27 protein-coding genes, 10 tRNA genes and 1 riboswitch are annotated in these 26,407 nt (G+C 42.4%); of the genes, 5 read left to right on the plus strand and 32 right to left on the minus strand.

All coding sequences use genetic code 11. The annotated features are described in order from the left end of the window. Window positions 1–64: 64 nt before the first annotated feature. The 11 genes from CU635_RS01320 to CU635_RS01370 all read right to left on the minus strand — a co-directional run bounded on the left by CU635_RS01320 (window position 65) and on the right by CU635_RS01370 (window position 1,982). Window positions 65–138 (minus strand) — tRNA-Gly (locus tag CU635_RS01320). 12 nt (window positions 139–150) lie between these two features. Then, window positions 151–227, minus strand: a tRNA-Pro gene (locus CU635_RS01325). 14 nt (window positions 228–241) lie between these two features. Beyond that, window positions 242–318: transfer RNA gene (locus CU635_RS01330), tRNA-Arg, on the minus strand. 61 nt (window positions 319–379) lie between these two features. Further along, window positions 380–465 (minus strand) — tRNA-Leu (locus CU635_RS01335). A gap of 63 nt (window positions 466–528) precedes the next feature. Next, window positions 529–613: transfer RNA gene (locus tag CU635_RS01340), tRNA-Leu, on the minus strand. Between the two features lie 62 nt (window positions 614–675). Further along, window positions 676–751: transfer RNA gene (locus CU635_RS01345), tRNA-Lys, on the minus strand. A gap of 2 nt (window positions 752–753) precedes the next feature. Further along, a tRNA-Gln gene (locus tag CU635_RS01350) sits at window positions 754–828 on the minus strand. Window positions 829–912: 84 nt separating this feature from the next. Continuing rightward, window positions 913–984 (minus strand) — tRNA-Glu (locus CU635_RS01355). A 14-nt stretch (window positions 985–998) separates the two neighbouring features. Further along, window positions 999–1,089 (minus strand) — tRNA-Ser (locus CU635_RS01360). 7 nt (window positions 1,090–1,096) lie between these two features. Continuing rightward, a tRNA-Asn gene (locus tag CU635_RS01365) sits at window positions 1,097–1,171 on the minus strand. A 334-nt stretch (window positions 1,172–1,505) separates the two neighbouring features. Continuing rightward, window positions 1,506–1,982: a SprT family protein gene (locus tag CU635_RS01370; protein WP_101575377.1), complete on the minus strand. Its 477-nt coding sequence runs from the start codon at window positions 1,980–1,982 to the stop codon at window positions 1,506–1,508. Between the two features lie 91 nt (window positions 1,983–2,073). Here CU635_RS01370 and cmpA point away from each other — a divergent pair, with 91 nt between their 5' ends. Then, window positions 2,074–2,187 (plus strand): cortex morphogenetic protein CmpA, encoded by a 114-nt coding sequence (gene cmpA, locus CU635_RS01375; RefSeq protein ID WP_101575378.1) that lies wholly within the window; start codon window positions 2,074–2,076, stop codon window positions 2,185–2,187. Between the two features lie 26 nt (window positions 2,188–2,213). Here cmpA and CU635_RS01380 read toward each other — a convergent pair whose 3' ends face one another. The 14 genes from CU635_RS01380 to acpS all read right to left on the minus strand — a co-directional run bounded on the left by CU635_RS01380 (window position 2,214) and on the right by acpS (window position 13,933). Next, entirely contained in the window at window positions 2,214–4,391 is a 2,178-nt protein-coding gene (locus CU635_RS01380; protein WP_101575379.1) for a Tex family protein, read from the minus strand. Between the two features lie 97 nt (window positions 4,392–4,488). After that, complete coding sequence (locus CU635_RS01385; RefSeq protein WP_101575380.1) at window positions 4,489–5,088, minus strand: PP2C family serine/threonine-protein phosphatase; 600 nt, start codon at window positions 5,086–5,088, stop codon at window positions 4,489–4,491. Continuing rightward, the gene (sigB, locus tag CU635_RS01390) at window positions 5,085–5,876 is read right to left on the minus strand and encodes an RNA polymerase sigma factor SigB (protein ID WP_101575381.1); all 792 of its coding nucleotides are present in this window, start codon (window positions 5,874–5,876) and stop codon (window positions 5,085–5,087) included. Before sigB ends, CU635_RS01385 begins: the two co-directional genes overlap by 4 nt. Continuing rightward, window positions 5,854–6,327, minus strand: a complete 474-nt coding sequence (gene rsbW / locus CU635_RS01395; RefSeq protein ID WP_101575382.1) for an anti-sigma B factor RsbW — start codon at window positions 6,325–6,327, stop codon at window positions 5,854–5,856. Before rsbW ends, sigB begins: the two co-directional genes overlap by 23 nt. After that, window positions 6,324–6,656: an anti-sigma factor antagonist gene (locus CU635_RS01400; RefSeq protein WP_101575383.1), complete on the minus strand. Its 333-nt coding sequence runs from the start codon at window positions 6,654–6,656 to the stop codon at window positions 6,324–6,326. The genes rsbW and CU635_RS01400 overlap by 4 nt, the downstream gene beginning before the upstream one ends. Window positions 6,657–6,713: 57 nt before the next feature. After that, on the minus strand, window positions 6,714–7,724 hold the full coding sequence (locus CU635_RS01405; RefSeq protein WP_101575384.1) for a PP2C family protein-serine/threonine phosphatase: 1,011 nt from the start codon (window positions 7,722–7,724) through the stop codon (window positions 6,714–6,716). A 10-nt stretch (window positions 7,725–7,734) separates the two neighbouring features. Next, complete coding sequence (locus tag CU635_RS01410) at window positions 7,735–8,136, minus strand: anti-sigma regulatory factor (protein ID WP_101575385.1); 402 nt, start codon at window positions 8,134–8,136, stop codon at window positions 7,735–7,737. A 4-nt stretch (window positions 8,137–8,140) separates the two neighbouring features. Continuing rightward, window positions 8,141–8,497, minus strand: coding sequence for an STAS domain-containing protein (locus CU635_RS01415; protein ID WP_101575386.1), 357 nt, complete (start codon window positions 8,495–8,497; stop codon window positions 8,141–8,143). Next, window positions 8,494–9,327 carry an RsbT co-antagonist protein RsbRA gene (locus tag CU635_RS01420; RefSeq protein WP_101575387.1) on the minus strand — a complete coding sequence of 278 codons (834 nt, stop codon included), beginning with the start codon at window positions 9,325–9,327 and terminating at the stop codon, window positions 8,494–8,496. The genes CU635_RS01415 and CU635_RS01420 overlap by 4 nt, the downstream gene beginning before the upstream one ends. A gap of 579 nt (window positions 9,328–9,906) precedes the next feature. Beyond that, window positions 9,907–10,257 (minus strand): type II toxin-antitoxin system endoribonuclease NdoA, encoded by a 351-nt coding sequence (ndoA, locus tag CU635_RS01425; RefSeq protein ID WP_009795787.1) that lies wholly within the window; start codon window positions 10,255–10,257, stop codon window positions 9,907–9,909. A gap of 4 nt (window positions 10,258–10,261) precedes the next feature. Then, window positions 10,262–10,543, minus strand: a complete 282-nt coding sequence (locus tag CU635_RS01430) for a CopG family ribbon-helix-helix protein (protein WP_101575500.1) — start codon at window positions 10,541–10,543, stop codon at window positions 10,262–10,264. A gap of 239 nt (window positions 10,544–10,782) precedes the next feature. Next, the gene (gene alr / locus CU635_RS01435) at window positions 10,783–11,943 is read right to left on the minus strand and encodes an alanine racemase (RefSeq protein ID WP_101575388.1); all 1,161 of its coding nucleotides are present in this window, start codon (window positions 11,941–11,943) and stop codon (window positions 10,783–10,785) included. Between the two features lie 404 nt (window positions 11,944–12,347). Next, window positions 12,348–13,358, minus strand: coding sequence for a LolA family protein (locus CU635_RS01440; protein WP_101575389.1), 1,011 nt, complete (start codon window positions 13,356–13,358; stop codon window positions 12,348–12,350). A gap of 218 nt (window positions 13,359–13,576) precedes the next feature. Next, window positions 13,577–13,933 carry a holo-ACP synthase gene (gene acpS / locus CU635_RS01445; RefSeq protein WP_101575501.1) on the minus strand — a complete coding sequence of 119 codons (357 nt, stop codon included), beginning with the start codon at window positions 13,931–13,933 and terminating at the stop codon, window positions 13,577–13,579. Window positions 13,934–14,043: 110 nt separating this feature from the next. Here acpS and CU635_RS01450 point away from each other — a divergent pair, with 110 nt between their 5' ends. Next, window positions 14,044–14,760, plus strand: a complete 717-nt coding sequence (locus CU635_RS01450) for a rhomboid family intramembrane serine protease (RefSeq protein WP_101575390.1) — start codon at window positions 14,044–14,046, stop codon at window positions 14,758–14,760. Window positions 14,761–14,904: 144 nt separating this feature from the next. Here CU635_RS01450 and CU635_RS01455 read toward each other — a convergent pair whose 3' ends face one another. From CU635_RS01455 to CU635_RS01485, 7 genes are all read right to left on the minus strand, one after another. After that, entirely contained in the window at window positions 14,905–16,338 is a 1,434-nt protein-coding gene (locus tag CU635_RS01455) for a PH domain-containing protein (protein ID WP_101575391.1), read from the minus strand. After that, complete coding sequence (locus CU635_RS01460) at window positions 16,331–16,810, minus strand: PH domain-containing protein (protein WP_101575392.1); 480 nt, start codon at window positions 16,808–16,810, stop codon at window positions 16,331–16,333. Before CU635_RS01460 ends, CU635_RS01455 begins: the two co-directional genes overlap by 8 nt. 125 nt (window positions 16,811–16,935) lie before the next feature. Then, the gene (locus tag CU635_RS01465; protein WP_101575393.1) at window positions 16,936–17,316 is read right to left on the minus strand and encodes an apurinic/apyrimidinic endonuclease family protein; all 381 of its coding nucleotides are present in this window, start codon (window positions 17,314–17,316) and stop codon (window positions 16,936–16,938) included. A gap of 60 nt (window positions 17,317–17,376) precedes the next feature. Continuing rightward, window positions 17,377–18,846 carry a degradosome RNA helicase CshA gene (gene cshA, locus CU635_RS01470; RefSeq protein WP_101575394.1) on the minus strand — a complete coding sequence of 490 codons (1,470 nt, stop codon included), beginning with the start codon at window positions 18,844–18,846 and terminating at the stop codon, window positions 17,377–17,379. Window positions 18,847–19,211: 365 nt separating this feature from the next. Continuing rightward, window positions 19,212–19,919 (minus strand): alpha/beta hydrolase, encoded by a 708-nt coding sequence (locus CU635_RS01475; RefSeq protein WP_101575502.1) that lies wholly within the window; start codon window positions 19,917–19,919, stop codon window positions 19,212–19,214. A 259-nt stretch (window positions 19,920–20,178) separates the two neighbouring features. Beyond that, entirely contained in the window at window positions 20,179–21,561 is a 1,383-nt protein-coding gene (locus tag CU635_RS01480; RefSeq protein WP_101575395.1) for a UDP-N-acetylmuramoyl-tripeptide--D-alanyl-D-alanine ligase, read from the minus strand. Window positions 21,562–21,630: 69 nt separating this feature from the next. Beyond that, entirely contained in the window at window positions 21,631–22,713 is a 1,083-nt protein-coding gene (locus CU635_RS01485) for a D-alanine--D-alanine ligase (protein ID WP_101575396.1), read from the minus strand. 1,015 nt (window positions 22,714–23,728) lie between these two features. Next, window positions 23,729–23,835, plus strand: a riboswitch (SAM riboswitch). Window positions 23,836–23,935: 100 nt separating this feature from the next. On the opposite strand from CU635_RS01485, the gene CU635_RS01490 reads away from it, so the two are divergent. The 3 genes from CU635_RS01490 to CU635_RS01505 all read left to right on the plus strand — a co-directional run bounded on the left by CU635_RS01490 (window position 23,936) and on the right by CU635_RS01505 (window position 26,404). After that, window positions 23,936–25,096 carry an alpha-hydroxy-acid oxidizing protein gene (locus tag CU635_RS01490; protein ID WP_101575397.1) on the plus strand — a complete coding sequence of 387 codons (1,161 nt, stop codon included), beginning with the start codon at window positions 23,936–23,938 and terminating at the stop codon, window positions 25,094–25,096. Window positions 25,097–25,311: 215 nt separating this feature from the next. Beyond that, window positions 25,312–25,548, plus strand: a complete 237-nt coding sequence (locus CU635_RS01495) for a helix-turn-helix domain-containing protein (protein WP_101575398.1) — start codon at window positions 25,312–25,314, stop codon at window positions 25,546–25,548. 403 nt (window positions 25,549–25,951) lie between these two features. Continuing rightward, window positions 25,952–26,404: an 8-oxo-dGTP diphosphatase gene (locus CU635_RS01505; protein WP_101575503.1), complete on the plus strand. Its 453-nt coding sequence runs from the start codon at window positions 25,952–25,954 to the stop codon at window positions 26,402–26,404. The last annotated feature ends 3 nt before the right edge of the window (window positions 26,405–26,407 follow it).

A 26,407-nucleotide genomic window follows, 5' to 3' on the forward strand; every position in this document is an offset into this window, starting at 1 on the left:
AAATAAAAATAAACTTAACGTTGACGTTTTTGCTTGCTTGTTCAGTTTTCAAAGAGCAATACTTTGGAGCGGGTGATGGGAATCGAACCCACATCATCAGCTTGGAAGGCTGAGGTTTTACCACTAAACTACACCCGCAATATTTACATATGGTCGGGAAGACAGGATTCGAACCTGCGACCCCTTGGTCCCAAACCAAGTGCTCTACCAAGCTGAGCTACTTCCCGTATCTCAATTTTAATGGCGCGCCCGACAGGAGTCGAACCCATAACCTTCTGATCCGTAGTCAGACGCTCTATCCAATTGAGCTACGGGCGCTTACTTAAAATAGCAACTAAACTATCATAGCACCTAACTATTATTAAGTCAATACTTTTTTTGGTGCGGCCGAGAGGACTTGAACCTCCACGGGGTTGCCCCCACTAGGCCCTCAACCTAGCGCGTCTGCCGTTCCGCCACGACCGCATCGTTTTAAGGCGACAAAAACTATTATATCACGATAGTTTTCATCATTCAACTGGTAAAGAATGGTGCGGGTGAAGGGAGTCGAACCCCCACGCCTTGCGGCGCCAGATCCTAAGTCTGGTGCGTCTGCCAATTCCGCCACACCCGCGCATTAAATATCGAAATCAGATGTATTTGTTCAATCCGACTTCCGTTTTCTTACTACTAAAATGGTGAGCCATGAAGGACTCGAACCTTCGACCCTCTGATTAAAAGTCAGATGCTCTACCGACTGAGCTAATGGCTCTTTGGCTGGGCTAGCTGGATTCGAACCAACGCATGACGGAGTCAAAGTCCGTTGCCTTACCGCTTGGCTATAGCCCATAGATAAAGAGTTATATTTTAAGTATAATACTGGATTCGTTCTCCAGTTAGATAAACACTTCAATATAAAAAATAACACTAAAATGACCCGTACGGGATTCGAACCCGTGTTACCGCCGTGAAAGGGCGGTGTCTTAACCGCTTGACCAACGGGCCATGCTAAAATATTCTGGCGGAGAAGGAGGGATTTGAACCCTCGCGCCGCTTACGCGACCTACACCCTTAGCAGGGGCGCCTCTTCAGCCTCTTGAGTACTTCCCCATATAAATGGCTCCGCAGGCAGGACTCGAACCTGCGACCATTCGGTTAACAGCCGAATGCTCTACCACTGAGCTACTGCGGAATATTAATAATGCTTCCTAAATTCAGTTTTGCTTCGAATGTCCCCATCTCAGTAAGCTATGCCAAGTTGCAGCTCGATGGGTACAACTCGCAGTTCTTTCATGGAAGCCTTGCTCGTTGCTCTACCACTGAGCTACTGCGGAATATTAATAATGCATCCTAAATTCAGTTTTGCTTCGAATGTCCCCATCTCAGTAAGCTAAGCCAATTTGCGGCTCATACAGCAGTTTAAAGTGAATTTGGCTGAACTTCTATCAATATCGACTCTTACTATTATAAAAACCTCAGGCATATAAGTCAAGATGATTTTTTCATCTGGTCATAGTCCCAAGGTTTCATGAATTTAGTGCGACTTCTTTAACTTTCATCAGTTTGCCTTTACATTTGCCACATACGTATTTAGATGTATTCACTGTCCGTTTCCGTTTGTAAAGATGCCCGCATTGTTTGCATTGGTATATAAGCATTTTACTCAGTGTTTTCTTTTTAGGTTTTTCCGGCAGTGTCGAACAAAAACGGGGAGCGTCTACTTGTTTGAGCAGGGTCCTGAAGTCCTGATCACGATGGCGGTAACCTTTGCCCTCCAAGTGAAGATGATAATGGCATAACTCGTGTTTAATAATACCGATTAATTCTTCCTTACCGAGCTGTTCAAAATACTTTTTGTTGATTTCTATATTGTGGGAGTGGAGGAGATAACGTCCTCCTGTTGAGCGGAGTCGCGCATTGAAAGTAGCCTTATGCCGGAAGAGCCTATGAAAGGATTCAATGGATATTTGCTCGACTAATCTTTGAAGTTCATCATCATTCATGGTGTGTCTCTCCTTTGGGTGAACATGACAACCTATTATAGCATACATTATATATACCTTTTGAAACGAAAATGATTAGGGAGGTATCATTATGCCGGCCTGGTTCCAGAATCAAATGAAGAAGGCATTTTATGAAAAAAATAGTTACCAAATTAAATTATTAAATCAATGTTGGTTTTTTTACCAAAAAAAACACTGCTCTTAAAAAGCAGTGTTTTTTAAAGCGACTGTCTACTCGGCGGGCGACAGCATCGTCAGCGCAACCCTGCCTTTTTGTTTGTCGACACTATCCACCCAAACCGTGACGACATCCCCAACAGAAACGACATCCAACGGGTGCTTTACAAACTGGCGGCGCAGCTTCGAAATGTGAACCAAACCATCCTGTTTGACCCCGATATCGACAAAAGCGCCGAAGTCAACGACATTTCTTACCGTTCCCTGCAGTTCAAGGCCGGGCTTTAAGTCTTCCAATTTGAGAATATCCTGCTTTAACAATGGTTTTGGCAATTCATCACGAGGATCCCGCTCCGGCCTCATTAAAGCTTCGACAATATCCTTTAAGGTTAGTTCACCAATTTTCAATTCAGCGGCTGTTGCTTTAATATCCAAATTATTTAGAGATGCCTTTAACGCTTCTGTGCCAAGGTCTGTTGATTTGAACCCAAGCATACTTAACAATTTTTTAACTTCAGGATAAGTTTCCGGATGGATTGCAGTCCGGTCAAGGGGCTCGCTACCATCAATAACCCGAAGGAATCCGATTGCCTGCTCATATGTCTTGGCGCCAAGCCGGGGTATTTTTTTCAACTGTACCCGGCTCAAAAATTTACCTTCTTCATCACGTTTTTTGATTACATTGATGGCGACCGTTTTCGATAAACCGGCGACATACTGCAAAAGCGAGGCTGACGCTGTATTAACGTTGACGCCGACCTTATTTACAGCTGTTTCTACAACGAAGGTCAGAGACTCAGATAATTTTTTCTGGGACACGTCGTGCTGGTATTGGCCGACACCAACTGACTTCGGATCAATCTTAACGAGCTCAGCTAGAGGATCCTGAAGTCTGCGGGCAATCGATACTGCGCTTCTTTCTTCCACCTGGAATTCAGGAAATTCCTCTCTCGCAATATCTGATGCTGAATAAACACTTGCCCCTGCCTCATTGACAATCAAGTAGAAAATCTCTCCTTGAATCTCTTTGAGGATATCTGCAACAAATTGCTCTGTTTCCCGGGAAGCTGTTCCATTGCCGATCGCGACCATTTCCACTTTATATTGTTGCAGAAGTTTGATTACCTTCTCCTTTGCCTCGTTTACTTTTGAAACAGGCGGATGCGGATAAATAACTCCTTTTTGCAAAAGCTTGCCGGTCTCATCGACAACCGCTAGCTTACAGCCTGTCCGGTATGCAGGATCGACTCCAAGCACAACCTTGCCTTTTAATGGCGGCTGGAGCAGCAGGTTGCGAAGGTTTTCAGAAAAAATATGGATCGCCTGCTCCTCAGCCTTTTCTGTCAACTCATTGCGGATTTCACGTTCAATCGATGGTTGGATAAGCCGCTTGTAGCTATCTTCAATAGCTTCTTCCATGAGGTGTGCTGTAATCGATTCGCGGTTTTTCATCCATTTTCTCGTCAGGAACCCGATGATTTTATCGGTGTTAGGCTTGATCGCGACGCGGATGATATCTTCTTTTTCGCCGCGGTTTAAGGCCAATATGCGGTGCGGGACTATTTTGCTGACAGGTTCGCTGTATTCATAATACATTTCATAAATGTTTTTCTCATCTTTATTTGCATCTTTTACGGCCGTTTCAATTAATCCGCTTTGACTCGTCTCTCTGCGAATCCATTTTCTACTGTCTGCATCATCAGAAACGATTTCAGCAATGATATCTTTTGCACCGGAAATCGCTTCTTCAATTGTAAGCACTTGTTTTTCTTCGGATAAAAAATCATTTGCTTTTTCATCCACTGATCCTTCCTTCGGCAATGCCATGATCCATTCCGCAAAAGGTTCCAGCCCTTTTTCTTTCGCGACAGTCGCCTTCGTCCGGCGCTTCTGTTTATAAGGCCGATATAAATCTTCGACTTCCTGAAGCTTGTTTGCCTGTTCGATTTGCACTTTCAGTTCATTCGTCAGCTTTCCCTGTTCATCAATTAAACGAACGACCTCTTCTTTTCTTTGCTCTAAGTTTTGAATGTATTGCCACCGATCCATAATATCCCGGATTTGTACCTCATCTAGTGCTCCTGTTTGTTCTTTTCGGTAACGGGCGATAAACGGAACCGTGTTCCCTTCCTCCAATAAAGAAATAACACTGCTTACTTGTTTACCCGTAATCTTTTGTTCTGTTGCAATTAAATTTATATATGTATCTTTTTTTTCAACTGTTTTCTCCAAGCTTCGAGCCTCCCGCTAAAAAATAAAGTCTTTTATCCTATTTTACAAAATGTTTTCCTGGTTTGCACGATTATACAGACAAAAAGAGCTTACTGTATTATTGAAGTAAGCTCCCGATTATAAAGGTGGTGTCATCACTTGTGGTCATATATTTAGATTTAATTTCATTAGCGATAAGTTCGAGTGGAAGAAATCCTTTGAGCAAAGACTTTGCTCCCTGCAAATGCAGCCCGTCAGAATGAATGAGGAATTTCGATCTTGGCTCATAAAGAAACCGTTGAGTATGAAAGGATTGCGGTCTTCCTGATAAATAGCCAGTCACCGGCAGGGGATATGTGAGCTTACCGGAGGGGGAATAGAGAAAAAACCGGATGTTTCCTACGCAGCTGTACACGAATTCCCTTGTTTTAAAATAAACCTTGAATATCGATACAGCAGCGCCTCGTTTTTGTAAAAGTGCTTTATTGCAATGATTCATGAGTGTTTCTACATCATCCCCATGATATTGTTCTACCGCAGCTACAACAGCGGACGAAGCTTCATTTGCATATTTACCACTTCCGAGTCCATCTGCTACAACACAGATAAAATATTCATCGGTTTCCTTATAATAATAAGCATCTCCGCATTCCTGCCGGCCTTCTTTTGCTGTTTGGTGAGCTAAAAGTTGGACCTTTTCTTTTGCTGAATCGTTCATGAAAGGCACTCCGAGTTATTCACCTCTGCATGGATGGCTTCTTGTAGTTTCTTGATGGCTCTCCTTTGCAAACGTGAGACGTGCATCTGAGAAATTCCCAATTTGTCACCTGCATCCTTTTGGCTCATATTTTCCAAATACGTATATTGAATGATTTTCTTCTCACGGTCTGTCAGTACATGCAACACTTTTTCCAGCACCATTCGCTGATTAATCTTTTCGTAGCCTTCATCTACATTTCCGACAATATCAAGCAGGGTAACCGTTCCACCGTCAGAATCCGCTTCGATTGAATGATCGACAGACAAAGCCTGATAGCTTTTCCCCATTTCCATTGCTTCAAGCACTTCTTCTTCGGAAACCTCAAGTGCAGCAGCGATTTCTTCTACTTTAGGAGAGCGATGCAACTCCGTAGTCAAATTCTCTACCGTTGTCTTGATTTTCGGGCCAAGCTCCTTAATTCGGCGCGGAACGTGGACACTCCACGTTTTATCTCTTAAAAACCGTTTAATTTCACCAATGATTGTCGGTACGGCAAAAGCTTCAAAGCTTTTGCCGAAAGTTTCATCATAGCGGCGGATCGCTCCCAGCAAGCCAATCATGCCGACTTGAAAAATATCTTCATGAAAGGATCTGCCTTTGGAATACTTTCTAGCGATTGTTTCAACAAGGTTTTGATATTGAAGGACGAGCTGTTTTTGCGCTTCTTCGTCCTGATGCAGCTGATATGCTTTAATTAAGTCGTTCGTTTCTTGCTTGGGTTGGTTAGGTTGAGATTGTTTCTGCATCTATCTCCACCTGCTCTCCTTCCAGGTATTTGGTCATGAAGACCGTCACACCCTCTTTTTGATGGATTCGAACTTCATCCATCAATGTTTCGATAAGATAAAGGCCTAAGCCTCCTTCTCGCATAAATTCTACAGAATCGGTTTGCTCGTACGGTCCGAGTCCTTGACGGGCAGATTGGAAGTCAAAGCTTCTTCCGCTATCCGAAACCATCACTTCCAGGCGGTCCGTGTACAAGCCGAAGCCGATTACAACCTCACCATGTTCGTTTTGCCTGTATGCGTGTTGAACTGCATTCGTACATGCTTCACTCGTGGCAATTTTCAAGTCCTCAATCTCATCATAAGAAAACCCCAGCCTGCTCGCAATGCCAGAAAGGGTTAACCGAATAACTCCGACAAATTCCGGTTTTGCCGGAATTTTCATCTCAATATAGTCAAACGGCTGATTCATTGCACTCCACCTTCTATCTCGCTGTTTATATCGATAATATCGGCAAGACCGGTAATGTCAAATAGCCTTTTTAGCCGTTCAGACAAGCCAACTAATTGAAATTTCCCGTCATGGGAACGGATATTTTTAAAGGCGCCGACAAACACACCTAAACCTGTACTGTCCATATAGGACACTTCGGAAAGGTCGACGATCATTTCAATCCCTTTCTTTTCGGACATTGGTAAAAGGGCTTCTCGGAGTTTTGGCGCAGTATATGCATCAATTTCACCGCTTACTGTTACTTCAACCAAAGTTTCTGTCTCATTTACATCTATTGTTAAATTCATTTTTTGACCCACCTCTTTATCTCAATTGCTCTTTCTGTTTACCCTTTTCGAAAAAAATTAAACATCTCTTTTTAAAATGATTAACGTAAAGTCGTCACGCAATTGAAAGTGCTGAAGCTTTTCAAGTTCCTTATATATATTATTAACAATTTCCTGAGCACTTAAGTGATGGTATTTCCTGATATACCCGATTAATGTTTCTCTCTCGATGAATCCCTCTTCTGTCCTGCATTCTGTTACTCCATCAGACATAAGGACAACCATATCTCCCGGCTTGATTGCCTTTTTATATTGGGTGTATTTTGTACGCTTGTCTACGCCAAGCAGCAAACCCTTTGCTTCCAATTCAAAAAATTCATCCTGAGCTGAACAATAATAAAAACCAGGCTCGTGACCGGCTGATGCATAGTAAAAAATATTTTCGGCCGGATTAAACATACCGTAAAACATCGTGATAAACATGCTTGGATCGACATTTTGTTCGACGACACGGTTGAGGTTTTCAAGAATCACACTCGGTTCATTCCGATTTTCAGGCAAACTGTCCATCGCATATTTGATCATCGACATACAAAGAGCGGCGGGAATTCCTTTTCCAATTACGTCTGCAATCGCGACGCTTATATAATCATTTTCATCCTGGACAAAATGATAGTAATCCCCGTTCATGTGCCTGGCCGGCACACTGATCGCCCCAATATCAAGCCCGTCGATTTTCGGAACTTTTGTACCAAGCAGCGTTTGCTGGACGTTAGCGGCAATTTCCATTTCCGACCTGAGTTCCTGCTGCATATGCCTTAATGTTTGATGTTCCCGGTAAGCTAAGCCATATCCGATCATCACTTCCAATAAAATATCAAACGAGTTCATTACATGGTTCGGAATATCGGGATATAGATCAGTAAGAAGCCCTTTATGAAGGCTGATAATTTCTTCCGGTGAAATCTTATGCTCAATCGTTTTGCGACTGAATTTTTGACTTGCATATAATGCCTGTTCATTCTGTTCTTTTAAATAACTTTCCAATATTTCTCGATACTTTGACTCCATCGATTCGCGAAAATCCATTATGTTCCCCCTAACGGAGCCACTTTGTTGCTTTTATATCTGTACCATTTCCCGGCGATGAATCGATATCAAATTCATCCATTAATCGCTTAACACCCGGCAGCCCGGCTCCCAGTCCGCCTGATGTTGAAAATCCATCTTCCATCACTTGGCGCAAATCACTTATACCAGGTCCGCTATCTATCGCATGAATCAGCAACCCGGCTTTTCCGCCATCATATATTTTTTCGATGCAAATCTGTCCTTGCCCGGCATACAAATAAATGTTCCTTGCGAGTTCGCTTATCGCCGTTGTAATTCTTGCCTGGTCAACTGTTCCGAACCCAAGCTCTTTTGCAACATTCCGCCCAAGCTGGCGGGCTGCAACAATGTCCCACTCATTTATAATCTTAACGCAGGATTGGATTCCCATACAGTCAATCCCCCAGTTCCAGTTGCAATTTCTCCAACCCTTTTTCTAAATCTAAAGCTGTGAGGACATCATCCAACCCAATCCCCAACTCTATCAGCGTAATAGCAACGGCAGGCTGTATTCCGGTAATGACAACTTTTGCACCCATTAGCTTGGACATGCTAATGACATCTCCCAAAACCTTTGCAATAAACGAATCGATAAAATCGATCGAAGTAAGATCGATAACGACTCCGTTTGCGCTTGTTTCATGAATTTTGTGAAGCAAATCCTCTTGGAATTGGAGAGCGGTTTGGTCATCCAACTCCCATTGGATGGAGACTAATAGGCAATCATGCAATTTTAAAATAGGTATTCTCACTCTGCTCCCTCCACATTCACAATTTTGCGATTTGTAATTTCTAATGCCGCTTCAATTCCCTTTTTCAAGGTATTTTTCGTAGTAAATTGATTCAGTTCAATCCCTAAATTCACAATGGTTTGGGCAATTTCCGGACGAATTCCGACAAGCATGCATTTGGCCCCGACAAGACGGACAGCATCTGCCGCCTGGATAATATGATGCGCTACCATCGTATCAACAACCGGAACTCCTGTGATATCAATCAAAACAACTTCCGAACGGTGTTTAACAACCCCGCTCAACAGGTTTTCCATGATCTGCTTGGCCCGTTCTGTATCAATCGTACCAACGAGCGGCATCACCGTGATCTTTTCAAATACGGGAATTAACGGTGCGGATAACTCTTGCAACGCTATTTTTTGCAGGGAAACGGTTCTTTCCCAGGTAGTGGAATACATACTGACGATTTCATTTGTCATCGGTGTCAGCCATTTATCAAAATCATAAACTATATCCATCTGATTATCCCGGGTTATCAGGCCTGCTTCTTGCATTCCTTCAAACACAATTTTCCCGAAAGTCTGTAAACCTTTTGTTACAAATGTTAATGGCCAGCCTAACCGGACCACCTTTTCAGCAAAGTCAGACAGTTTTGCAATGAATTCTTCGTTCGAATCTGTTATGTTCGATACAATCAAATCAATAAATTCACGGCTTGTCCCAATAAACACCTGGTCGGACGCTACGCGAATAATGCGCTCATCGGCCTGTTCCCTAATCTCCTCGATCCAGTCCGTTAACATTGCTTCTCTATTGGTTTGAATGTAATCAACAATTTGTTTATTCATTAAGCCGAACCCTCCCCATTCTATCACACAAAAATTAACCGTACCGTTTTCCTGTATGCTGTAAAGTAAATTTAAATTTGTAAACTAAATTAAATAATCCTTCTCGCGATTCCTTATAACTATTTAATGATAACAAATCCTCTTCGTCAAATTAAATACTACAGGAATGCAGGGATTTCCTGCAAACAAACAAACCTTTTTTGCACCTCTCATGACTAAAGTCATGAGATTCCAGCATACAGAACTGCAACGAACCCTTAAAACAAAATAAAACACCCGCCATTCATCCCACGATTGATATCACGGGTGTTCTGGCGGGTTTCATAAAAACAAAAAAGCAAGCTGCCCAAAACAGCCTGCTATGCAGAAAAAACAAATCTTCATGATGATATATAAACAATATTGGCGGCTGTCCCCTGTAAATTTCTTCATAATCAAGCAAGCGTTTAGACCTGCGCGGGTCAACTTTTTACAATCTCATCATATTATAACTTTATACACGTAAATTTCCGTCGCAACGGCGTTCGGCATGTCTTTTTTCAATAAAAAACGCCCTTTCACCAAAGAGCGTGCTTGCAGTTAAAATTCGATGAGACCCAAACTTATCTGCAAGGCTTCATCCACTTTTTCCATCATTTCGTCATCGAGATGTGTAATCTTATCGGTTAACCGCTGTTTATCAATGGTACGAATCTGTTCTAATAGGATGACCGAGTCGCGTTCAAAACCATATCGTTTCGCATCAATTTCAACATGAGTAGGCAACTTTGCTTTTTGAATTTGTGCTGTGATTGCGGCTACAATTACTGTCGGACTAAACCGATTCCCGATGTCGTTTTGGATGACTAACACTGGACGGACTCCACCTTGTTCTGAACCAACAACTGGTGATAGGTCCGCGAAATATACGTCACCACGTTTGACAATCAAGGGATTACCCTCCGCTTACTAGACGTTCAACTGTGTGTTCTGCCTCATATTCTGCTTGGAATGCTTCAGATGCAATCGTCAAATTAATTTTGGCCATTTCCATATAGCCCCGTCTCATTGATTCACAAATTTGCCTTTTTTTTCGCTCACGTAAATACATTTTTGTAGCTTGGTAAATGAATTCACTTCGGTTTACATTTTCTTGTTTAACAAATCCATCTAATTCGGTTAAAAGATGTTGCGGCAATTTTACCATGATCTCTGTTGTTGCGCCGGATTCTGACACAAACATACACCTCCACCATCAACTACACATCATTTTGAGTCTCTACCATTTCTAATATTATCACTATTCAAGGCCCATGCAAAGACTATTCATTAATTCTTCTGTATTATCGTCCAAAAAAATCAACTTTTATGCATGAAGGCAAACCGAATCCTTCCTTCCAGCGCAAAATAACAACTAAAAAGGTCTGTCATCGGTTTTTTTCACTTTCTCATGGATTTGCTCCCGCCACTCCTATACTATGTCAACAAAGGATTGTTTATGGCTAACATTTTTCCATTTTGTTTAAATATCCTCGGTACACGGTTTGAAATCATACAGGGAATTTCATAGTTAATCGTTTCCAGCTTGGAAGCAATCTCATTTATGGAAATTGTTTCTGCTTTTTGTGAACCAATCAAGGTACAGTTTGTTCCGACTGGAACATAACTTGGTAGCTTGACCATGCATTGATCCATACAAATCCGCCCAACAATTGGCACCCTCCTGCCCTCGACCAGGACGTCCTGTCCCTGAAGCTTTCGGATCCAGCCATCTGCATAACCGATCGGCAGTGTGCCGATCCATTCATCTTCTGCAGCTTCATATGTTGCACCGTAGCTGACCTTTTCACCTTTGTTGATTTTTTTTACATGGACAAGCCGCGAGTGTAATGAGAATGCTTCCTTTAATGCAATCGGCAACTGAGCTGCGATTTCGAGTGAGGGGGTTAATCCATACATGGCGATTCCAACGCGCACCGCATTAAAATGAGCTTCCGGAAACCTGATAGCTGCTGCACTGTTGCTGCTATGGATATAGCGGGGAAGGTTGTCAAGAACGCCGAGCAAATCATTGAAGCGCTCCAACTGCTCCCCAGAATACGAAAGGTCCAGCTCATCCGCGGTCGCAAAATGAGTATAAATACCTTCCATGCGAATTTGGCGATTATTCGTGATCGATGCTTCGAGCTTCCTAAGTTCATCCCTGGTACCGACGCCAATTCTATTCATTCCGGTATCCACTTTAATATGCACCGATATTTCCAGCTCCGGTTTTAAGATTCCCGCAGCCTTAACAATCCACTCCTCTTGAAAAACGGTAAGCGTAAGATTTAACTCAGCTGCGACATTTATATCTTCCGGGCGGCTTGCACCGAGAACAAGAATCGGGGCTGTGATTCCTTTCCTCCTCAGTGCGATTGCTTCGTCCATAAACGCTACGGCCAGCATCGATGCACCGGCACGAAGGGCTGCTTCAGCGGTTTGAATGTCGCCGTGTCCATAGGCATTGGCCTTCACTACAGCAATCATTTCCACCTCGTTCGGCAGTAGTTTTTTTATTGACTTCAGATTATCTTCGATATGATTTAAGTCTATCTCAACCCAGGTATCCCGATAAAAACTTCCTTGGTATTCCACCTGCTCCACTTCCTCCTGAATCCGTTCAACGCTGTATATTTATCATAAAAAGCTACATCCTTGATTATTATGCTCAAGCACCTCTGATGTCAAATGAAGAATTTACTATCCAGCGTCGTTCCTGGATTGCATTCCGCTTCCGGCAAGGCTCTTTAAAGCCAATCAGATTAGATCGCTTTCCCTGAAACTTAAAAACACGGCTCCAAATAGACGTAGAAAGCAGGCTACCAGTCGGAGCCTGCTTTCGCATGTTATTATTTGAATTTCATAAAGCATTCCTTTAATAGAAAAACGAACGGTTATTTACGATTAAGATAGTATTATTCGGTATCCTGCGGCATACTACCGTTTATTAGACAACTACATTCGTTTTTCAGTTTAGCCTATTATATTGTGAAATTCACTCATTTACTTACATTTCCTTGTACAGAACGGGCGATCATTACCAATTCTTCCTTCGTTAAATCGTTGGAAGCAACCATATAGTCGACCCCCTGTTGAGTCCATGTCACCATATTGTCAGCTAAAGCCCCAATCGTAAACCCTAAATCGACCGGCTCGCCATTCATCGTCATAGCCGAAGCAGTTGACTCCATCACTTCTGCTTTTTCTTGCACAAGCGTGAACGTTTTTTCATCGCCATAAGTTAAGACGACCCGTTTTCCATCCGCAGTTGCGATTTCCTTTTCATCTACCAGACTGGCACCAGGAATCTCTGCTGTTGGATATTTGACTGTAAATTCCATCTCATTTAGGTCAGCCATCACTGGCACTTCCAATTGGGCTCCGGTCATATTTTTCTTCATGTCAAAGTCGTTTTTGTCAAAAGTCACATCGAACTTAACATTGGAAAACTCCACTGTTACTAACGCTTTCCGGTCAGGATCCATTACTTTGACACTGACAGGGGCCAGGTCTTTGTTTAAGGTGATTTCCTGCAAAGGAAGCATTTTTTTATTTTGGTAGCGTGTTTTTGTTTCAAACACATAACCTTCTTTCGTTGCTTTGAATTTTGCCTCATTGTCTTCAATAATGTCCGTAATTAAGGATTCATATAAATAGGCCTGGCTGCTATTTTGCGGCCATTCACTCTGGAAACGGAAGCTCTTATTAAGAGCAGGAGTCAGGACAAACACTCCTTCTTCGTTTCGGAGAATCATCTGGCTTTGATCCTTCTGGGCATTTTTTAGATTTACCCGGTAGAAATCAGGTTGTTTATGCCAAATTTCAACATCATACTCCTGCGGCTCCTCCCCCATTTGCAAGGTCATTTTTGCGTCAGCCTTGTAGCCTTTCATTTCCTCAAACTTGCCATTCAGTTCTTGAACAACATCCTCCTGAGTTTTTGAACCGCATGCAGATAAAACGAAAATAACCATTAGCCCGGCGAGAAGCAGCAACCATTTCTTCTTCATTTTTCCAACCCCTTTTGTCTCATTTCAACACGGTTACGGAGAGTAAAAGGATGATCAGACATTGACGCCAGAAACATTTTTCGGTCTGTTGGAGTGACCCTTTTAAAGGGCTTAACGCCAATGTTCCCGCCTTTTTGCCTTGTCTCTCCTGTTGCACACTATGAATATATGAGACAACCTTAATGAATATACCGGGCCGGATGACAAGCTTTTATTTTTTAGAAACTTTTTTCTAAGACCACCTGGGCAACCGCATATTGACGGCTATGGGAGATCGACAAATGCGCACCTGTTTGCAAAGGCTTAATGAAAAACGGCTTTCCTTTCTCATCAGTTGCAACCTCGATGTCCAAAAAAGAAAGATCTTTCCCGATTCCGGTTCCTGCTGCTTTCGCAAAAGCCTCTTTCGCTGCAAATCTTCCTGCCAAATATTCGATTCTTCTGTTAGGAGAAAGCCGTTCAAATTGCTTAATTTCGGCATCTGTTAAAACTCGTTTAATAAATTTCGGCTGGGAAGAGACAATTTCAGAGATCCGCTCCAGCTCGACAATATCCACTCCAATGCCTGAAATCATCATTCATCATCCTTCTATTTCAATTTTTATTGCATAAACAATAGTACAAATAAGGTTTTCCGCTATCGATCCGGGATAGAATGTATGTATATAAATTCGGGGGGTTAATTATGTTTACAAGAACAGAAAGCTTTCGGGAGTTTATCCGTTTTTACCCAGTTATCACCTTTATTCTCATTTTACACGCAATTCTCTATCTATTAACAGTTCTTCCTCTATTTCCCGGCATGCTTTTATTTGAACAATTGGCCGGAGTTAATCTATTTGTTTCAGAAGGACAATGGTGGCGCCTGCTTACACCTATTTTCATGCATGCCGGCTTTGCCCACGTCCTTTTCAACAGCTTTTCCCTTGTATTATTCGGACCGCCCCTCGAGCAAATGCTCGGCAAAATAAAGTTTATTCTTTTATACACGTTCAGCGGGATTCTTGCAAATGTGGCCACCTTTTTGTTGATGCCTTTAACATATACACATGTTGGATCAAGTGGGGCTATTTTCGGTCTGTTCGGCTTTTATCTTGCGATGTTCACTTTTAGAAGGTACATGCTTTCCCGCCAAAATGCCCAAATTATTTTAACTATTTCTGTTATTGGAATCATCATGACGTTTATCCAGCCAAATATCAATATTACCGCACATATTTTCGGTCTTATAGCGGGATTTTTAATCGGGGCTTTCTCTTATACAGACTCAAAAAAAGACATTTATCATCAAGTGAGAGACAACAGTTCATGGCGGCCTGCTGGCAACCGAAAATCGTTCTGGCAGATGCTTCTTTGGGGAGGCGTCGCCTTGCTCGCTGTTCTTGGACTGATTAATAGGTGAATGAATTGCTGTTTATTTAGACAACTGCATTCATTTTTGGGTTTAACTGCGAATTTACTGAGGTAAGTAAGCCAAAACGCGAAAAAGCATCCCTGTACGAAAGGTTTGACAGGGATGCTTTTATTTATGCAATCATAGTTTTATTCAATCTGTTCCGGAATACCATTTATATATTTGAATTGCATCGTTTCTTTCGATGTCAATGACTTTCCCGCCGCCGGCACCAATTCCCGACATGACGAACGCTTCAACTGTTGCCAAGTCTTTGTTCTTTTGAAAATAGCTTTCTTGATTGCTCAAAGACTGGATTTTTATTTTTCTCATATACACAGTGTTTTTAACAATCCCCCGGTATCTGAGCGCAAGCTGCTGATTGTCAAGATTCCAGCCGGCATCTTTATACATTAACAGCGACCAGATCACTGCTGCAATAAAAAGCAGCAGGGATAAATATCCCCACGGACGAAAGAAGACAGCCGGCACAACAGCGAACGGGAAAGCAATTAGCAATCCTCTCGTCACATATCGTACTTTCGCCCTAAGCGGTGCCGGGACAAAACATGTTTCAAGCTGATAGTCATTCAAAACATTTTGCAAAAGATCGCCGATCTTATTTTTTCTGATCATCGGCAGCAACAAAACCTGCGATTGATCGCCTTTTTCGAATGAGCCTCCGGCGCTTTCCAATGATACAGCAGCATAACCAAACGGCTGCCTGATCAAGTTTTCGCTAATTCTCATTGCCTGAATCCGCTTCAACGGAATCGTCGTCTGGCGTTTTTCCAAAAGGCCCCTTGAGATGACTAAATCATTGTTAATTCTTTTTACTGTAAAATCTGCATATTTAAGCATCGTCCCTATTAAGGCAATCACCCAGGCAATGAAAAACCCGATGAACACCAGTGTACTTACAAAAACAATCCCGCTTCCGATCAATCTTTCAAATCCTGTGAACAATCGCCGATAAGGGATAAGCTCATCAAATTGAAAAAAGAACGCGATCACGGCAGAAATGACTACCCCAACACCTCCGGAAGTAGAAGCAAGCAGAAGCAGTTCAGGAGCAGATATTTTATAAATGAGTTCTTCTTCCGTTTCATTAAGTATTTCGACAGGAATGCGGTGATTGTTTTTTGCGGAGGTCAAGATCTGTTGAATAGCATCTGCCTCTGCTTTTGTAATCGCAGTTAAAACAGCCTCCGCCTCGTTCAATCCAAGTCCGCCTGCTGTTTCCACTTTTACTTTCACAAGCCCGAACGGACGATGGAAAATTCCTTCTGAATAGTCAAGGCTTTGAATTCGTTCAAAAGGAATATAGCGTTTCTTTCTAATGACGATTCCGTATTCGATCCTCAATTCACCGACTTCAACGCGGTAAGTAAACCTCAGCCAGGAGAGCACGCCTCCTACAAGGATAAATAGCACTGTTCCAATTGAAATCAACCAGAAAACCCAATCAGCGCCTGTTCCATTTCCGCCCCAGAAAACGAAAATGATAAACGGGAAGAACAGTTCCTTCACATGCCTGGCAAAATTATAAAGTGTAGAGATCGGGTGCAGGCGTTTTGCTTCAGACATCCTCATCCGCCACCCTTGCCAGTTTTGAAATAAAGACACGAAGTTCATCCGCTTCCGCAACATCGACGGCAGGAATTTCATGTACAGTCGCCGCAGTTGAGATCGCGACTGTCGCCAGACTGTATTTTCTCAATAAAGGTCCCTGCCGGGTGTCAACATGCTGAACCCGAATCATCGGCACAAGCGTCCTCTTAATAATAAATATCCCCTGCTGGAGTTCGATCTCTTGTTCTCTAACCTCGTAGCGCCACCGCTTCCAGCGAAGGGAAGGAAACAAATAAACATAAAGATAGCTGTAGCCAAGCATAATCACGACAGTCAATCCAATGATCCAGCTCGGCCAGGAAAAAACAATCGATAAAATAATCAGCGCGGCTCCAACCAGGCCAATAATAACAGACTGGATTGTACCTGATATCCTCCACACTTTTAACGCCCGTTCAGAAATTCTCGTTTGCGGTTCCATTATCACGCCAGTATCCTCCTGCGTTTTCCTTGGTATATCCCCTTTAAGTATACATGAATGTCATACATTTGAAGAAGATGCTATTACTTTTACGCAGAAGCCAAGCTAAAAGTTTTATAAAAAGCAAATCCTCACGGCATCCGAAAGCTTGCTTCATTGATCAATTCTACTCCGGGTACCCGCTTAATCTGCCTCATCAGCTGAAAAAGCGCTTCATCCTTCTTTTTCGCTTCAATCATACAGTAAATTTCCGGAACGGAGCCTTTGATCGTCTTTAAAAACGTCAAAAACATCTCCACATCGATATAATCTCTATGTGCCCGAAAATCTTTTTCGAATCTCGGGCTGGAAATGTGCATTTTAATCGGCAAACTGGAATCACCCCATGTTGAAACAACCCGTTCCCATGCGCCTTCCCAATTGCCAGCCCCTTGATTGGCAAGATGATGGTGTAGTCGAAAACAAGCGGAATCCCGAGCCCCGATAAAAGCTTGAAAGAATGACTTAATGATTGAGCGGAAATTTGCTTTTTACGAGCTGTTTTTCGCACAAAAAAGAGAGCAAATGCTCTCTTACCGATAACTTTTTGAATTGGTTGACTGGCTGCTTCGCTTCGTCCCGGAACGCGGCTTATAAGGGCCTTTTCTTCGACTATTGGCATCATTACCCCTTTTATTATCGTAGCCTCTGCTCCGGTCATTTGAGCTGCGATCTCTCCGCTGCGGGCGAGGAGCTTCTTCTGTCAGCTTAACAGGTGTCATATCAGGTTCTTTTGTAATCATTTTTAATACGGCAGCTACAATAGTGGAAGCATCATGCTGTTCGAGCAGTTGATCCGCTGTTTCTTTATACTGCTGCAGGTTATTGTTTTCGATCGTTTGAAGAATCCTATCGACAGCCGCTTTCTGTTGACCTTCGAACGCTTCATGTTGAGTAGGCGGCTTTAATAGTTCCATCCGCCGTTTTGTTGTTCTTTCGACAACTTTTAAGTAGTCTCTTTCACGGTAAGTAACAAACGTGATCGCCATTCCCGTTTTTCCGGCACGGCCAGTACGCCCAATCCGGTGCACATAGCTTTCAGGATCCTGTGGAATGTCAAAATTATAGACATGGGTCACTCCAGAAATATCCAAGCCGCGCGCAGCAACATCGGTGGCAACAAGAACATCAATCGAACCCTCTTTAAATTTGCGCAATACCGAGATGCGTTTCGCCTGGCTGAGATCGCCGTGGATTCCTTCTGCCATATATCCGCGAAGATTCAAGGCTTCGGCGAGCTCATCTACACGCCGTTTTGTCCTTCCGAATACAATCGCCAGTTCAGGAGATTGGCTGTCAAGAAGCCTTGTCAAAACGTCAAACTTGGTCTTTTCCTGGACCTCTACATAATACTGTTCAATTAGAGGAACCGTTACTTCTTTTGTTTTTACGCGGACAACTTGCGGGTCCTTCATGAATTTTTCAGCCATTCTCTGGATCGGTGCCGGCATCGTTGCTGAGAAAAGTAGCGTTTGCCGCTCTGTTGGAATTTGGCCAAGAATTGCTTCAATATCATCAATAAAGCCCATGTTCAGCATTTCGTCCGCTTCATCGAGAATCGCCATCTTAACATTATTAAGCCGCAATGTTTTACGGTTAATATGATCTAAAATCCGGCCTGGTGTACCCACAATGATATGCGGGTTTTTCTTTAAGGCTCGAATTTGCCGGTTAATGTCCTGCCCGCCATAAATCGCCAAAACGCGGGCTCTTTTTCCATAACCAATTTTATATAGCTCCTCAGACACCTGGATTGCAAGTTCACGAGTTGGTGCGACGATAATTCCCTGGATGACGTCCTGGTCTTTGTCGATTTTTTCAACTAGGGGAATTCCAAATGCAGCCGTTTTACCGGTTCCTGTTTGGGCCTGGCCGATGATATCTTTGTTCTCAAGGCTCAACGGGATCGTCTGGGCTTGAATTGGAGTTGCTTCTTCAAATCCCATTTTCTGAACTGATTTCATTAATGCAGGGCTTAAACCTAAATCTTGAAACTTTGTCAATTTTCATTCTCCTTCTATTCGTACAAAAATGATATAAGGTATGCATCTTTTAAGGGCTTGCTTAAGCTAAGATGACAACCAAATCGGACTCTTCAGCTATTTTTTGCAAATAGCTGGAGCACCTACTAGAGTAATATGTGATGTGAACAGCTGGTGAGTTTTAAACAGCACAACCCAGCAAAACACAAAACTTATTCAGGGTGGTTCGTAAAAAAAGACATTCTCCATCAGGAGCATGTCCGCTTGAAAAAGAAATTTCTCTCTTAGGCACTTTGATGTTAATCTTAGCATTTAACAACATTAAATGCAATGATATCGCATGCCTCAGAGGGGCTTCTAATTCATTATAGACAGATAAATCTAACTCAGATTACTTCTGCTGGTTCGTCTGCTTTTAAAAATTGGAAGACGTCTGAAAAGAGCTGCTCCCTTTTATCACAATGACAAATTAAATGACCCGAGTTGCTCACGTATTTAATATCTTTATGATTCGTTCCAATTTTATCGTACAAGTATCTGGCACTTTTAAGGGGAACAATTCCATCCTCTTCACCCTGGGCAATAAATGTTGGTATTTGGATTTGCTTCAAGAGAGGCCGAATGCTGGCAACCAGCCGTCGGAATTGAATTGTTGCCGATAATGGCGTGCTGATGATTTTTCGCTTATACCTATGAAACAATTCATTTTCTAATAAGCTCCCGGCAACTGCATCCTTGACCATTAATCCTATGTCGGCAGCAAGTTGTCTCGGGTTCACATAATAAGCCGCCGCACTTAGCAGGACCAGTTTAGTAACTGGATAATGAACCGCCAGGTAACTTGCAATGATCCCGCCCATCGAAAAACCGATCAAATAAACTTCATCACATTTCTCCAATAGCATTTGTAATTCTTTTTCTGCATGTTCAATCCACTGTTTGTAACGAATACCCTTCAAACTAAGGGTTTCTCCATGTCCCGGCAGAGTTGGAATTGAGAATTCCCAATCCGTCCTTTCTTGCAAATAGCTAACTAACGGTTCAATTTCAAAGGGAGAGCCGGTAAAACCATGAATGCATAAGCAGCCAATCAGTTTGATCACCCACCATTACTTTCAGTAAAAGTTTGATATAAACATGACTTCCAAAAGAAGTCCTCTTTCTCAGACCGGACCGTTAATGTCGATAGGAAAGGATTATCGACTTTCTCCACGATATCAAAACTCTTTCCCTATTCTTTACTGGTTTACACTTATGATACTAAAGAACAAGAAAGATATCAGTTATGACCAGTGACATGTCAGCAAACGCTTGGTTGAAATGGGCGAGTACTGCAATCATTTCGCATTCTCCTTACACTGGATTTTGCAACCCGATAACAACGTCCTCAAGCTTCATTCCCCGCGAAGCTTTTACGAGGATCAGTGTATTCCGGTCCGTATATTTTTTTAATTCGTTTATTAGATCGTTTTTATCATCAAAAGCAAATATCTTTTCCGCCTCGAATGACTGACGGGCACCTTCTGCGATAAAGCGGCCTAAGGGGCCGTATGTAAAAACATAATCGATCTTTTCAGGATCAAGGCTTGCGCCAGTTTGCTGATGGTATTCAATTTCGAGCGGTCCAAGCTCCAGCATATCGCCAAGAACGACAATCCTTCTTGAAAAGCCCTCCAAATCCGAAATAAGCTCAATCGCAGCCCTCATCGCTGTTGGACTCGCATTATAGGCGTCATTTATAATTCTTTCTCCCTTGGCGCCTTCGACCAGTTCCATTCTCATCTGTGTTAACTTTAAGCCTTGAAAGCCTTTGTCCATTTTTTCGTAAGAAACACCAAAAAAGCGGGCGGTCAGCATGACAGCGAGCGCATTGAGAACATTATGAACCCCAAGAACAGGCAGATGAAATTTTCCTTCAAACCGATTTACTGTAAATTGACTGCCTTGTCCACTCTGGATAATATCGGTGGGATAAAGATCATTTTCGCGCGATTTACCAAATGTTTTAACGGTAAACTTTGCTTCATAATCCTTCAGCCGTTCCCGGAGAAGCGGTTCATCACCGCAATAGACAATCAGACCGCCATCCTGCAAGCCCTTCACAATTTCGAGCTTTGCTTCGGCTATCCCTTCCCGTGATCCGAGATCCTGCAAATGGGCTTCTCCGATATTTGTAATAATCACGGCGTCAGGCCGGGCAAGCTTTGTTAACAATTCAATCTCACCTTTTGCACTCATGCCCATTTCAAGAACAGCCATTTCCGTTTCCGGTTTCAACTGCAGGACGGTCAGGGGCAACCCGATATGGTTGTTAAAATTCCCTTCTGTTTTTTGGACTTTATATTCGAGGGAGAGAACGCTAGCCATCATGTCCTTTGTCGTCGTTTTCCCGTTGCTTCCAGTAATCCCGATGATTTTTGTTGATAACTCGTCTCGATAATTGGCGGCCAGCTCCTGTAAAGCAAGAAGAGTATCCTCGACGATAATAACCGGCAAATCGACGGGTGGGTTTGGTACATCCTTTTGCCAGAACGCGGCCCCTGCACCTTTATTAACTGCTTCCTCCACGAACCTGTGACCATCGGCGTGTTCACCTTTAAAAGGTATAAACAAATTCCCTGTTTCTATCTTTCTCGAATCAATGCTGACCCCGTTAATTTCAGTGTCTCCCCATTGCTGGAGATCAATTTCGGCTTTAATCATTTTTGAAAGCTGCCTGATCGTTTTTCGGATCATTATACTCCTCCTCGGATTATTCCAAAACATGAAGGAACACGGCATCAAGCGCCGTGTATCCCTTTGCTGCTAGAATGTATGCTTAATGTTTTGCTTTTCTGCATGTCTTTCTTCTGCAAGCTTAACAAGACGTTCAATCAGCTCCGGGTATTCAACCCCGGTGTGCTTCCACAGTAAAGGAAACATGCTGAAGGGCGTAAAGCCAGGCATCGTATTGACTTCATTGATATATGCGTTTCCGTCCTTTGTTAAGAAGAAGTCGGCGCGTACCAGTCCTGAGCAATCCAGAGCTTTAAACGATCTAATCGCCATTTCCTTAAGCTCACTGTATTCTTCTTTTGTAACATCCGCCGGGATAATCATCGCGGTATCGCCGTCTTCATATTTTGCTTTATAGTCGTAAAAATCCTTTTTCGGCACAATTTCACCGGCAACTGAACATTCAGGCTCATCATTTCCAAGTACACCGATTTCAATCTCTCTGGCGGTAATGCCTTCTTCGACAATGATCTTCCGATCAAATAGGAAGGCTTCCTCACAGGCTGCTGCTAATTCATCACGGTTGGAAGCCTTGTTGATGCCAACACTGGAACCGAGATTGGCCGGCTTCACGAAACAAGGGTAACCAAGTTGTTTTTCGATTTTTTCATAGGCTGCTTCGCTGGCCTTCACCCACTCACTGCGGGTAAACCAGGCATATTTGACCTGGGCAAGCCCGGCTTGTGCAAATACATTTTTCATGATGATTTTATCCATGCCGGCAGCGGAAGCAAGCACTCCATTACCTACATAAGGAAGGTTTAAAAGCTCAAGCAGACCTTGAACCGTTCCGTCTTCTCCATTTGGTCCATGAAGAAGCGGGAAGATCACATCCAAAGATTGATCCTGCCCTGCTGCGCTTCCTTGAAACAATGCCGGAGCGAGAGCAGCTTGAGAAGCTGCGTCTCCTTGAGAAAACTGCAATGCTTTAACATCAGCCACGGGACCGCTTAATTGCGGCCCTTTTACCCATTTTCCTTCATCTGTTATGTAAATAGGATGAATATCGAATTTTTCTACATCAAGCGCTTTAATGACAGCAAGAGCTGTTTGTAGAGAAACATTATGTTCAGCGGATTTACCCCCGTATAATAACCCAAGTTTAGTTTTCATCATCGAACCTCCAATTAGTCATTCACACGAGTGAATTTCACAATGTAATAAGCTAAACCGAAAAACGAATGAAGTTGTCTAAATAAACAAGAGAATGCCGTAGGAAACGAATAATAATATCTTAATTTTAAATTACTGTTCGTTTTTCAATTAAAGAATTGCTTTATGAAATTCACTCACACACATGGTTTTATTTTAACATGTTCTTTTGAAAGAAAAGAGTCATACGCGATTGTTTTCTAATGGAAATTTATCGCCCGGCGATTTGCCATTACTATTCTCTGTTAAATGACATGCAACATCTTTTCGTACAGCCTGCAGGCGCGAACACAGAAAGCGATTCCGTAATCGCTCTGCTGGGAATAAGTATGGCTGAATGATTGATCCCTCACTATAGTCAACAGATTATTATTTTAACATTATATTAAACTCATTGAAATCTTGTCTATTTCAGAAAACACACAATTATTTTATTTTTATAATATTTATTAGTTAACTTTTCGATTTATTCACGATATAATCCGCCTGATAAAAACAAATGCTTATTTTAGGAGGACATCATCAATAAATTAGGCCTACTGCGCAAGATTATTGTCGCAATTGCCGCTCGGGATCCGGGATCGCCCCTCGGCCTTATTGCTCCTCAATGGTAAGTACTGATCAATTGACTGATCGCACTTGATAGGCCTTTTTTATTTTGTTTTATGACGGATCTGCGTTATTTCACAATCATAACCGGTGCTTTTGCCCTTTTTGGCAACCTTATGGCTGACACTGCCAAGCACCATTTCTTGTCAAGCAACTCTTGATGTAAGCGGCATTTTCGTAACCAATCTCTCATTTTCGCCATTTTTAATGTTTTTCATATATAAAATGTATCTATAATTTTTTTCACCAAAAACATTTCCAGTTGGTGTTTTCCGACAAATAGTTTTAAAAAATATTTCATTGACAACCACTTCCCGAAATCCTAAAGTTATAAGTAACGAATTGCTGTTAATTTAATAATTTTGTTCTCTTATCGAGAGTGGCGGAGGGACTGGCCCTGTGAAGCCCGGCAACCATTCCAATTTGGAATTGGTGCTAAATCCAGCAAAACATTTTAGTTTTGGAAGATGAGAGCGGGCGACCATACATATGATCAAACCTCTCTACTTTGGAGAGGTTTTTTTGTTTTAGAACCTTTATCAAAAAATCAGCTATTTAGAAAGGAAATGAAATCATGGCGGTAATCAGCAAGGAAGATCCTTTATTAGCAAAAATGAAAGAGACCGGGCTCAATTTTTCAGTCGAAGAGTGGGAAAGGGCGGCTGAACGTATTCTTGAGCAAGGCTCGTTCGGTTATATCCAATCAGGGTCCAGCGGTGAAGAAACGCTGCAGAAAAATACGAGAGCTTTTGAACAATACAGCATTTTGCCAAGAGTTTTAACGAATGTAGCAAATCCAGACTTTTCAATAGAATTGTTGAATCAAACTTTTCCTTCCCCTTTATTGTTCGCTCCGGTTGGAATGCAAAGGATTGCTCATCAAGACGGAGAATTGGCTGCAGCAAGAGCAGCAGGCTCGTTTGGAATTCCTTATATTGCAAGTACTGTATCGAGCTACACTATGGAAGAGATTGCCGAAGCGAACCCGTTTAGCCCAAACTGGTTCCAGCTTTACTGGTCCAATGATCGTGATTTATCGTTAAGCATGGTTAAAAGGGCTGAAAACGCCGGTTATCAAGCCCTCGTCGTTACAGTCGATACCGTCATGCTCGGATGGCGGGAAAAGGACTTGCACAATAGCTACTCCCCGCTCAGACTTGGTTTTGGAAAAGCAAACTATATTTCTGATCCTGTTTTTCAGGCTAAAGTGAATATTGAAGACAGTGATGAAGTCGTGGACGAAATTTTAAACCAGATTCTCCATCCTTCCTTTAACTGGGATGATTTGCAGTGGCTAAAAACGCAAACGAGTTTGCCGATTGTTTTAAAAGGAATCCTTCATCCTGACGATGCAGTCGAAGCAGTTAAAAGGGGCTTCGAGGGAATTATTGTGTCAAACCATGGCGGAAGGCAGCTGGACGGGGTCGCATCCTCGCTGGATGCGTTACCATTAATTCGCAACGTTGTGCCCGAAACATTTCCAGTTTTGTTTGACAGCGGCGTCCGCCGTGGCACGGATATGGTCAAGGCGCTTGCACTTGGTGCGGATGCTGTATTGCTTGGAAGGCCTTATGTATACGGGCTGGCGGTTGCAGGCGAACACGGAGTTCAAAAGGTTGTTTCGAACTTACTCGATGAATTTAAAGTATCGGCAGGTCTGGCTGGGGCGAAGAATATTACTGAGGTGAAAAAGACTACTCTCATGCGATATATCATGGATGATGCAAAAGGTTGATAAGTACTGGCGAGCATTTTTTGCTCGCTTTCTTCATGTGACTCAAGTTCGTGAAGCATATCGTTGCCCAGCTAAAAATGCTAACGGTTGTGTAATGATAAAGATTTTGACAACCCTCTCACTTTAATGCTAATTTAAAGAATAACGTCCGTCTGAACAAGAGAAAGCCTTACCAAAAGCCCGTGTAAATTGCTTTTTCTAAGGAGAGGTGAAAGATGAATAAAGAAATTGTAAAATTTTTAAGAAAAAGCTATAACATGAATCAGCGCGACTTTGCAAAGCTCGTTAATTGCAGCTTCTCGCTTATTGCCCTTGTTGAAGTTGGCAAAAGAAGGGTTACAGAAGATCTTGAAAGTAAAATTAAAAACACTTTTGACCTTGATGAAGAACAATTGCAATCGATCGCAACCCTCGTCTCTGAATTCAGCAAAGGCATACCGCCTTTGTTTTAGGGCAATAAAAGTTTCAAGTGCTCTATGTAAAAAAAGATGGAACTGCTAAATCCACCCTTCCGCTATTGAAATTGCCTCTATTTGATTTTTTACACTCAAGCTTATTTAAAATTTCTGATATATAGTTCCGGATGATAAAAATAGCTTGAAATCTCCTTGGCTTTTTTACCTTCTGCGACCATCTTCAATATTTCCCTTTCACAATGCGTCAGTGGATTATCTGTTCGAACGCTCCCAAAAATCAATTTCGGTGAAAATTCCTTTTTCCCCTTCATAACACTCACGTTTCCACTCTTTTTCATCTTACAATCCAGGCCATTTTCTCACAATTTTGATATGATTAAATTATCTTTTAACAGACAAAGGCGGGACACTAGTGAACTGGAAAGAAATCGAACATCAAATGTACACATTATGTATGGTGGTGAAAGGCGATAAGGTGCTGTTAATCAAAAGGCCGGAAGAACGCGGATACCCTGGATTTGTTGCACCCGGCGGCAAAGTCGACTATCCGGAAAGTTTATCTGCAGCGGCCATCCGCGAAGTTAAGGAAGAAACAGGTTTAACTGTTCGCAATATTACGTATAAAGGCCTCGATGAATATGTCAGCCCCCATGAAAATATCCGCCATATGGTTTTTAATTATTTGGCAGACGATGTTGAAGGCGAACTTCTCGATGATCCCCCTGAAGGAGAATTATCTTGGTTTCATAGAGAAGAAGCCTTACAGCTGCCGATGCAGAGCTGGTTTCGACGTAAATTCCCGTTATTTTTTAAAAAAGGGACATTTGAAATCCATACCGTCTGGGATGCGCGAAACAATCGAGAAGCCGAGCATTTCATCAAAAAAATATAGGGA

The sequence above is a fragment of the Bacillus canaveralius genome, assembly GCF_002860125.1.
Classification (GTDB): domain Bacteria; phylum Bacillota; class Bacilli; order Bacillales; family Cytobacillaceae; genus Bacillus_BJ; species Bacillus_BJ canaveralius.

What these genes read in the sequence shown, in the direction of transcription:
- CU635_RS01370 (WP_101575377.1), bottom strand. Translation starts at nt 1,982, where the DNA reads ATGAATGATGATGAACTTCAAAGATTAGTCGAGCAAATATCCATTGAA.
- cmpA (WP_101575378.1), top strand. Translation starts at nt 2,074, where the DNA reads ATGCCGGCCTGGTTCCAGAATCAAATGAAGAAGGCATTTTATGAAAAA.
- CU635_RS01385 (WP_101575380.1), bottom strand. Translation starts at nt 5,088, where the DNA reads ATGAACGATTCAGCAAAAGAAAAGGTCCAACTTTTAGCTCACCAAACA.
- sigB (WP_101575381.1), bottom strand. Translation starts at nt 5,876, where the DNA reads ATGCAGAAACAATCTCAACCTAACCAACCCAAGCAAGAAACGAACGAC.
- rsbW (WP_101575382.1), bottom strand. Translation starts at nt 6,327, where the DNA reads ATGAATCAGCCGTTTGACTATATTGAGATGAAAATTCCGGCAAAACCG.
- CU635_RS01400 (WP_101575383.1), bottom strand. Translation starts at nt 6,656, where the DNA reads ATGAATTTAACAATAGATGTAAATGAGACAGAAACTTTGGTTGAAGTA.
- CU635_RS01405 (WP_101575384.1), bottom strand. Translation starts at nt 7,724, where the DNA reads ATGGATTTTCGCGAATCGATGGAGTCAAAGTATCGAGAAATATTGGAA.
- CU635_RS01410 (WP_101575385.1), bottom strand. Translation starts at nt 8,136, where the DNA reads ATGGGAATCCAATCCTGCGTTAAGATTATAAATGAGTGGGACATTGTT.
- CU635_RS01420 (WP_101575387.1), bottom strand. Translation starts at nt 9,327, where the DNA reads ATGAATAAACAAATTGTTGATTACATTCAAACCAATAGAGAAGCAATG.
- CU635_RS01440 (WP_101575389.1), bottom strand. Translation starts at nt 13,358, where the DNA reads ATGAAGAAGAAATGGTTGCTGCTTCTCGCCGGGCTAATGGTTATTTTC.
- acpS (WP_101575501.1), bottom strand. Translation starts at nt 13,933, where the DNA reads ATGATTTCAGGCATTGGAGTGGATATTGTCGAGCTGGAGCGGATCTCT.
- CU635_RS01450 (WP_101575390.1), top strand. Translation starts at nt 14,044, where the DNA reads ATGTTTACAAGAACAGAAAGCTTTCGGGAGTTTATCCGTTTTTACCCA.
- CU635_RS01455 (WP_101575391.1), bottom strand. Translation starts at nt 16,338, where the DNA reads ATGTCTGAAGCAAAACGCCTGCACCCGATCTCTACACTTTATAATTTT.
- CU635_RS01480 (WP_101575395.1), bottom strand. Translation starts at nt 21,561, where the DNA reads ATGATCCGAAAAACGATCAGGCAGCTTTCAAAAATGATTAAAGCCGAA.
- CU635_RS01485 (WP_101575396.1), bottom strand. Translation starts at nt 22,713, where the DNA reads ATGAAAACTAAACTTGGGTTATTATACGGGGGTAAATCCGCTGAACAT.
- CU635_RS01490 (WP_101575397.1), top strand. Translation starts at nt 23,936, where the DNA reads ATGGCGGTAATCAGCAAGGAAGATCCTTTATTAGCAAAAATGAAAGAG.
- CU635_RS01495 (WP_101575398.1), top strand. Translation starts at nt 25,312, where the DNA reads ATGAATAAAGAAATTGTAAAATTTTTAAGAAAAAGCTATAACATGAAT.
- CU635_RS01505 (WP_101575503.1), top strand. Translation starts at nt 25,952, where the DNA reads ATGTACACATTATGTATGGTGGTGAAAGGCGATAAGGTGCTGTTAATC.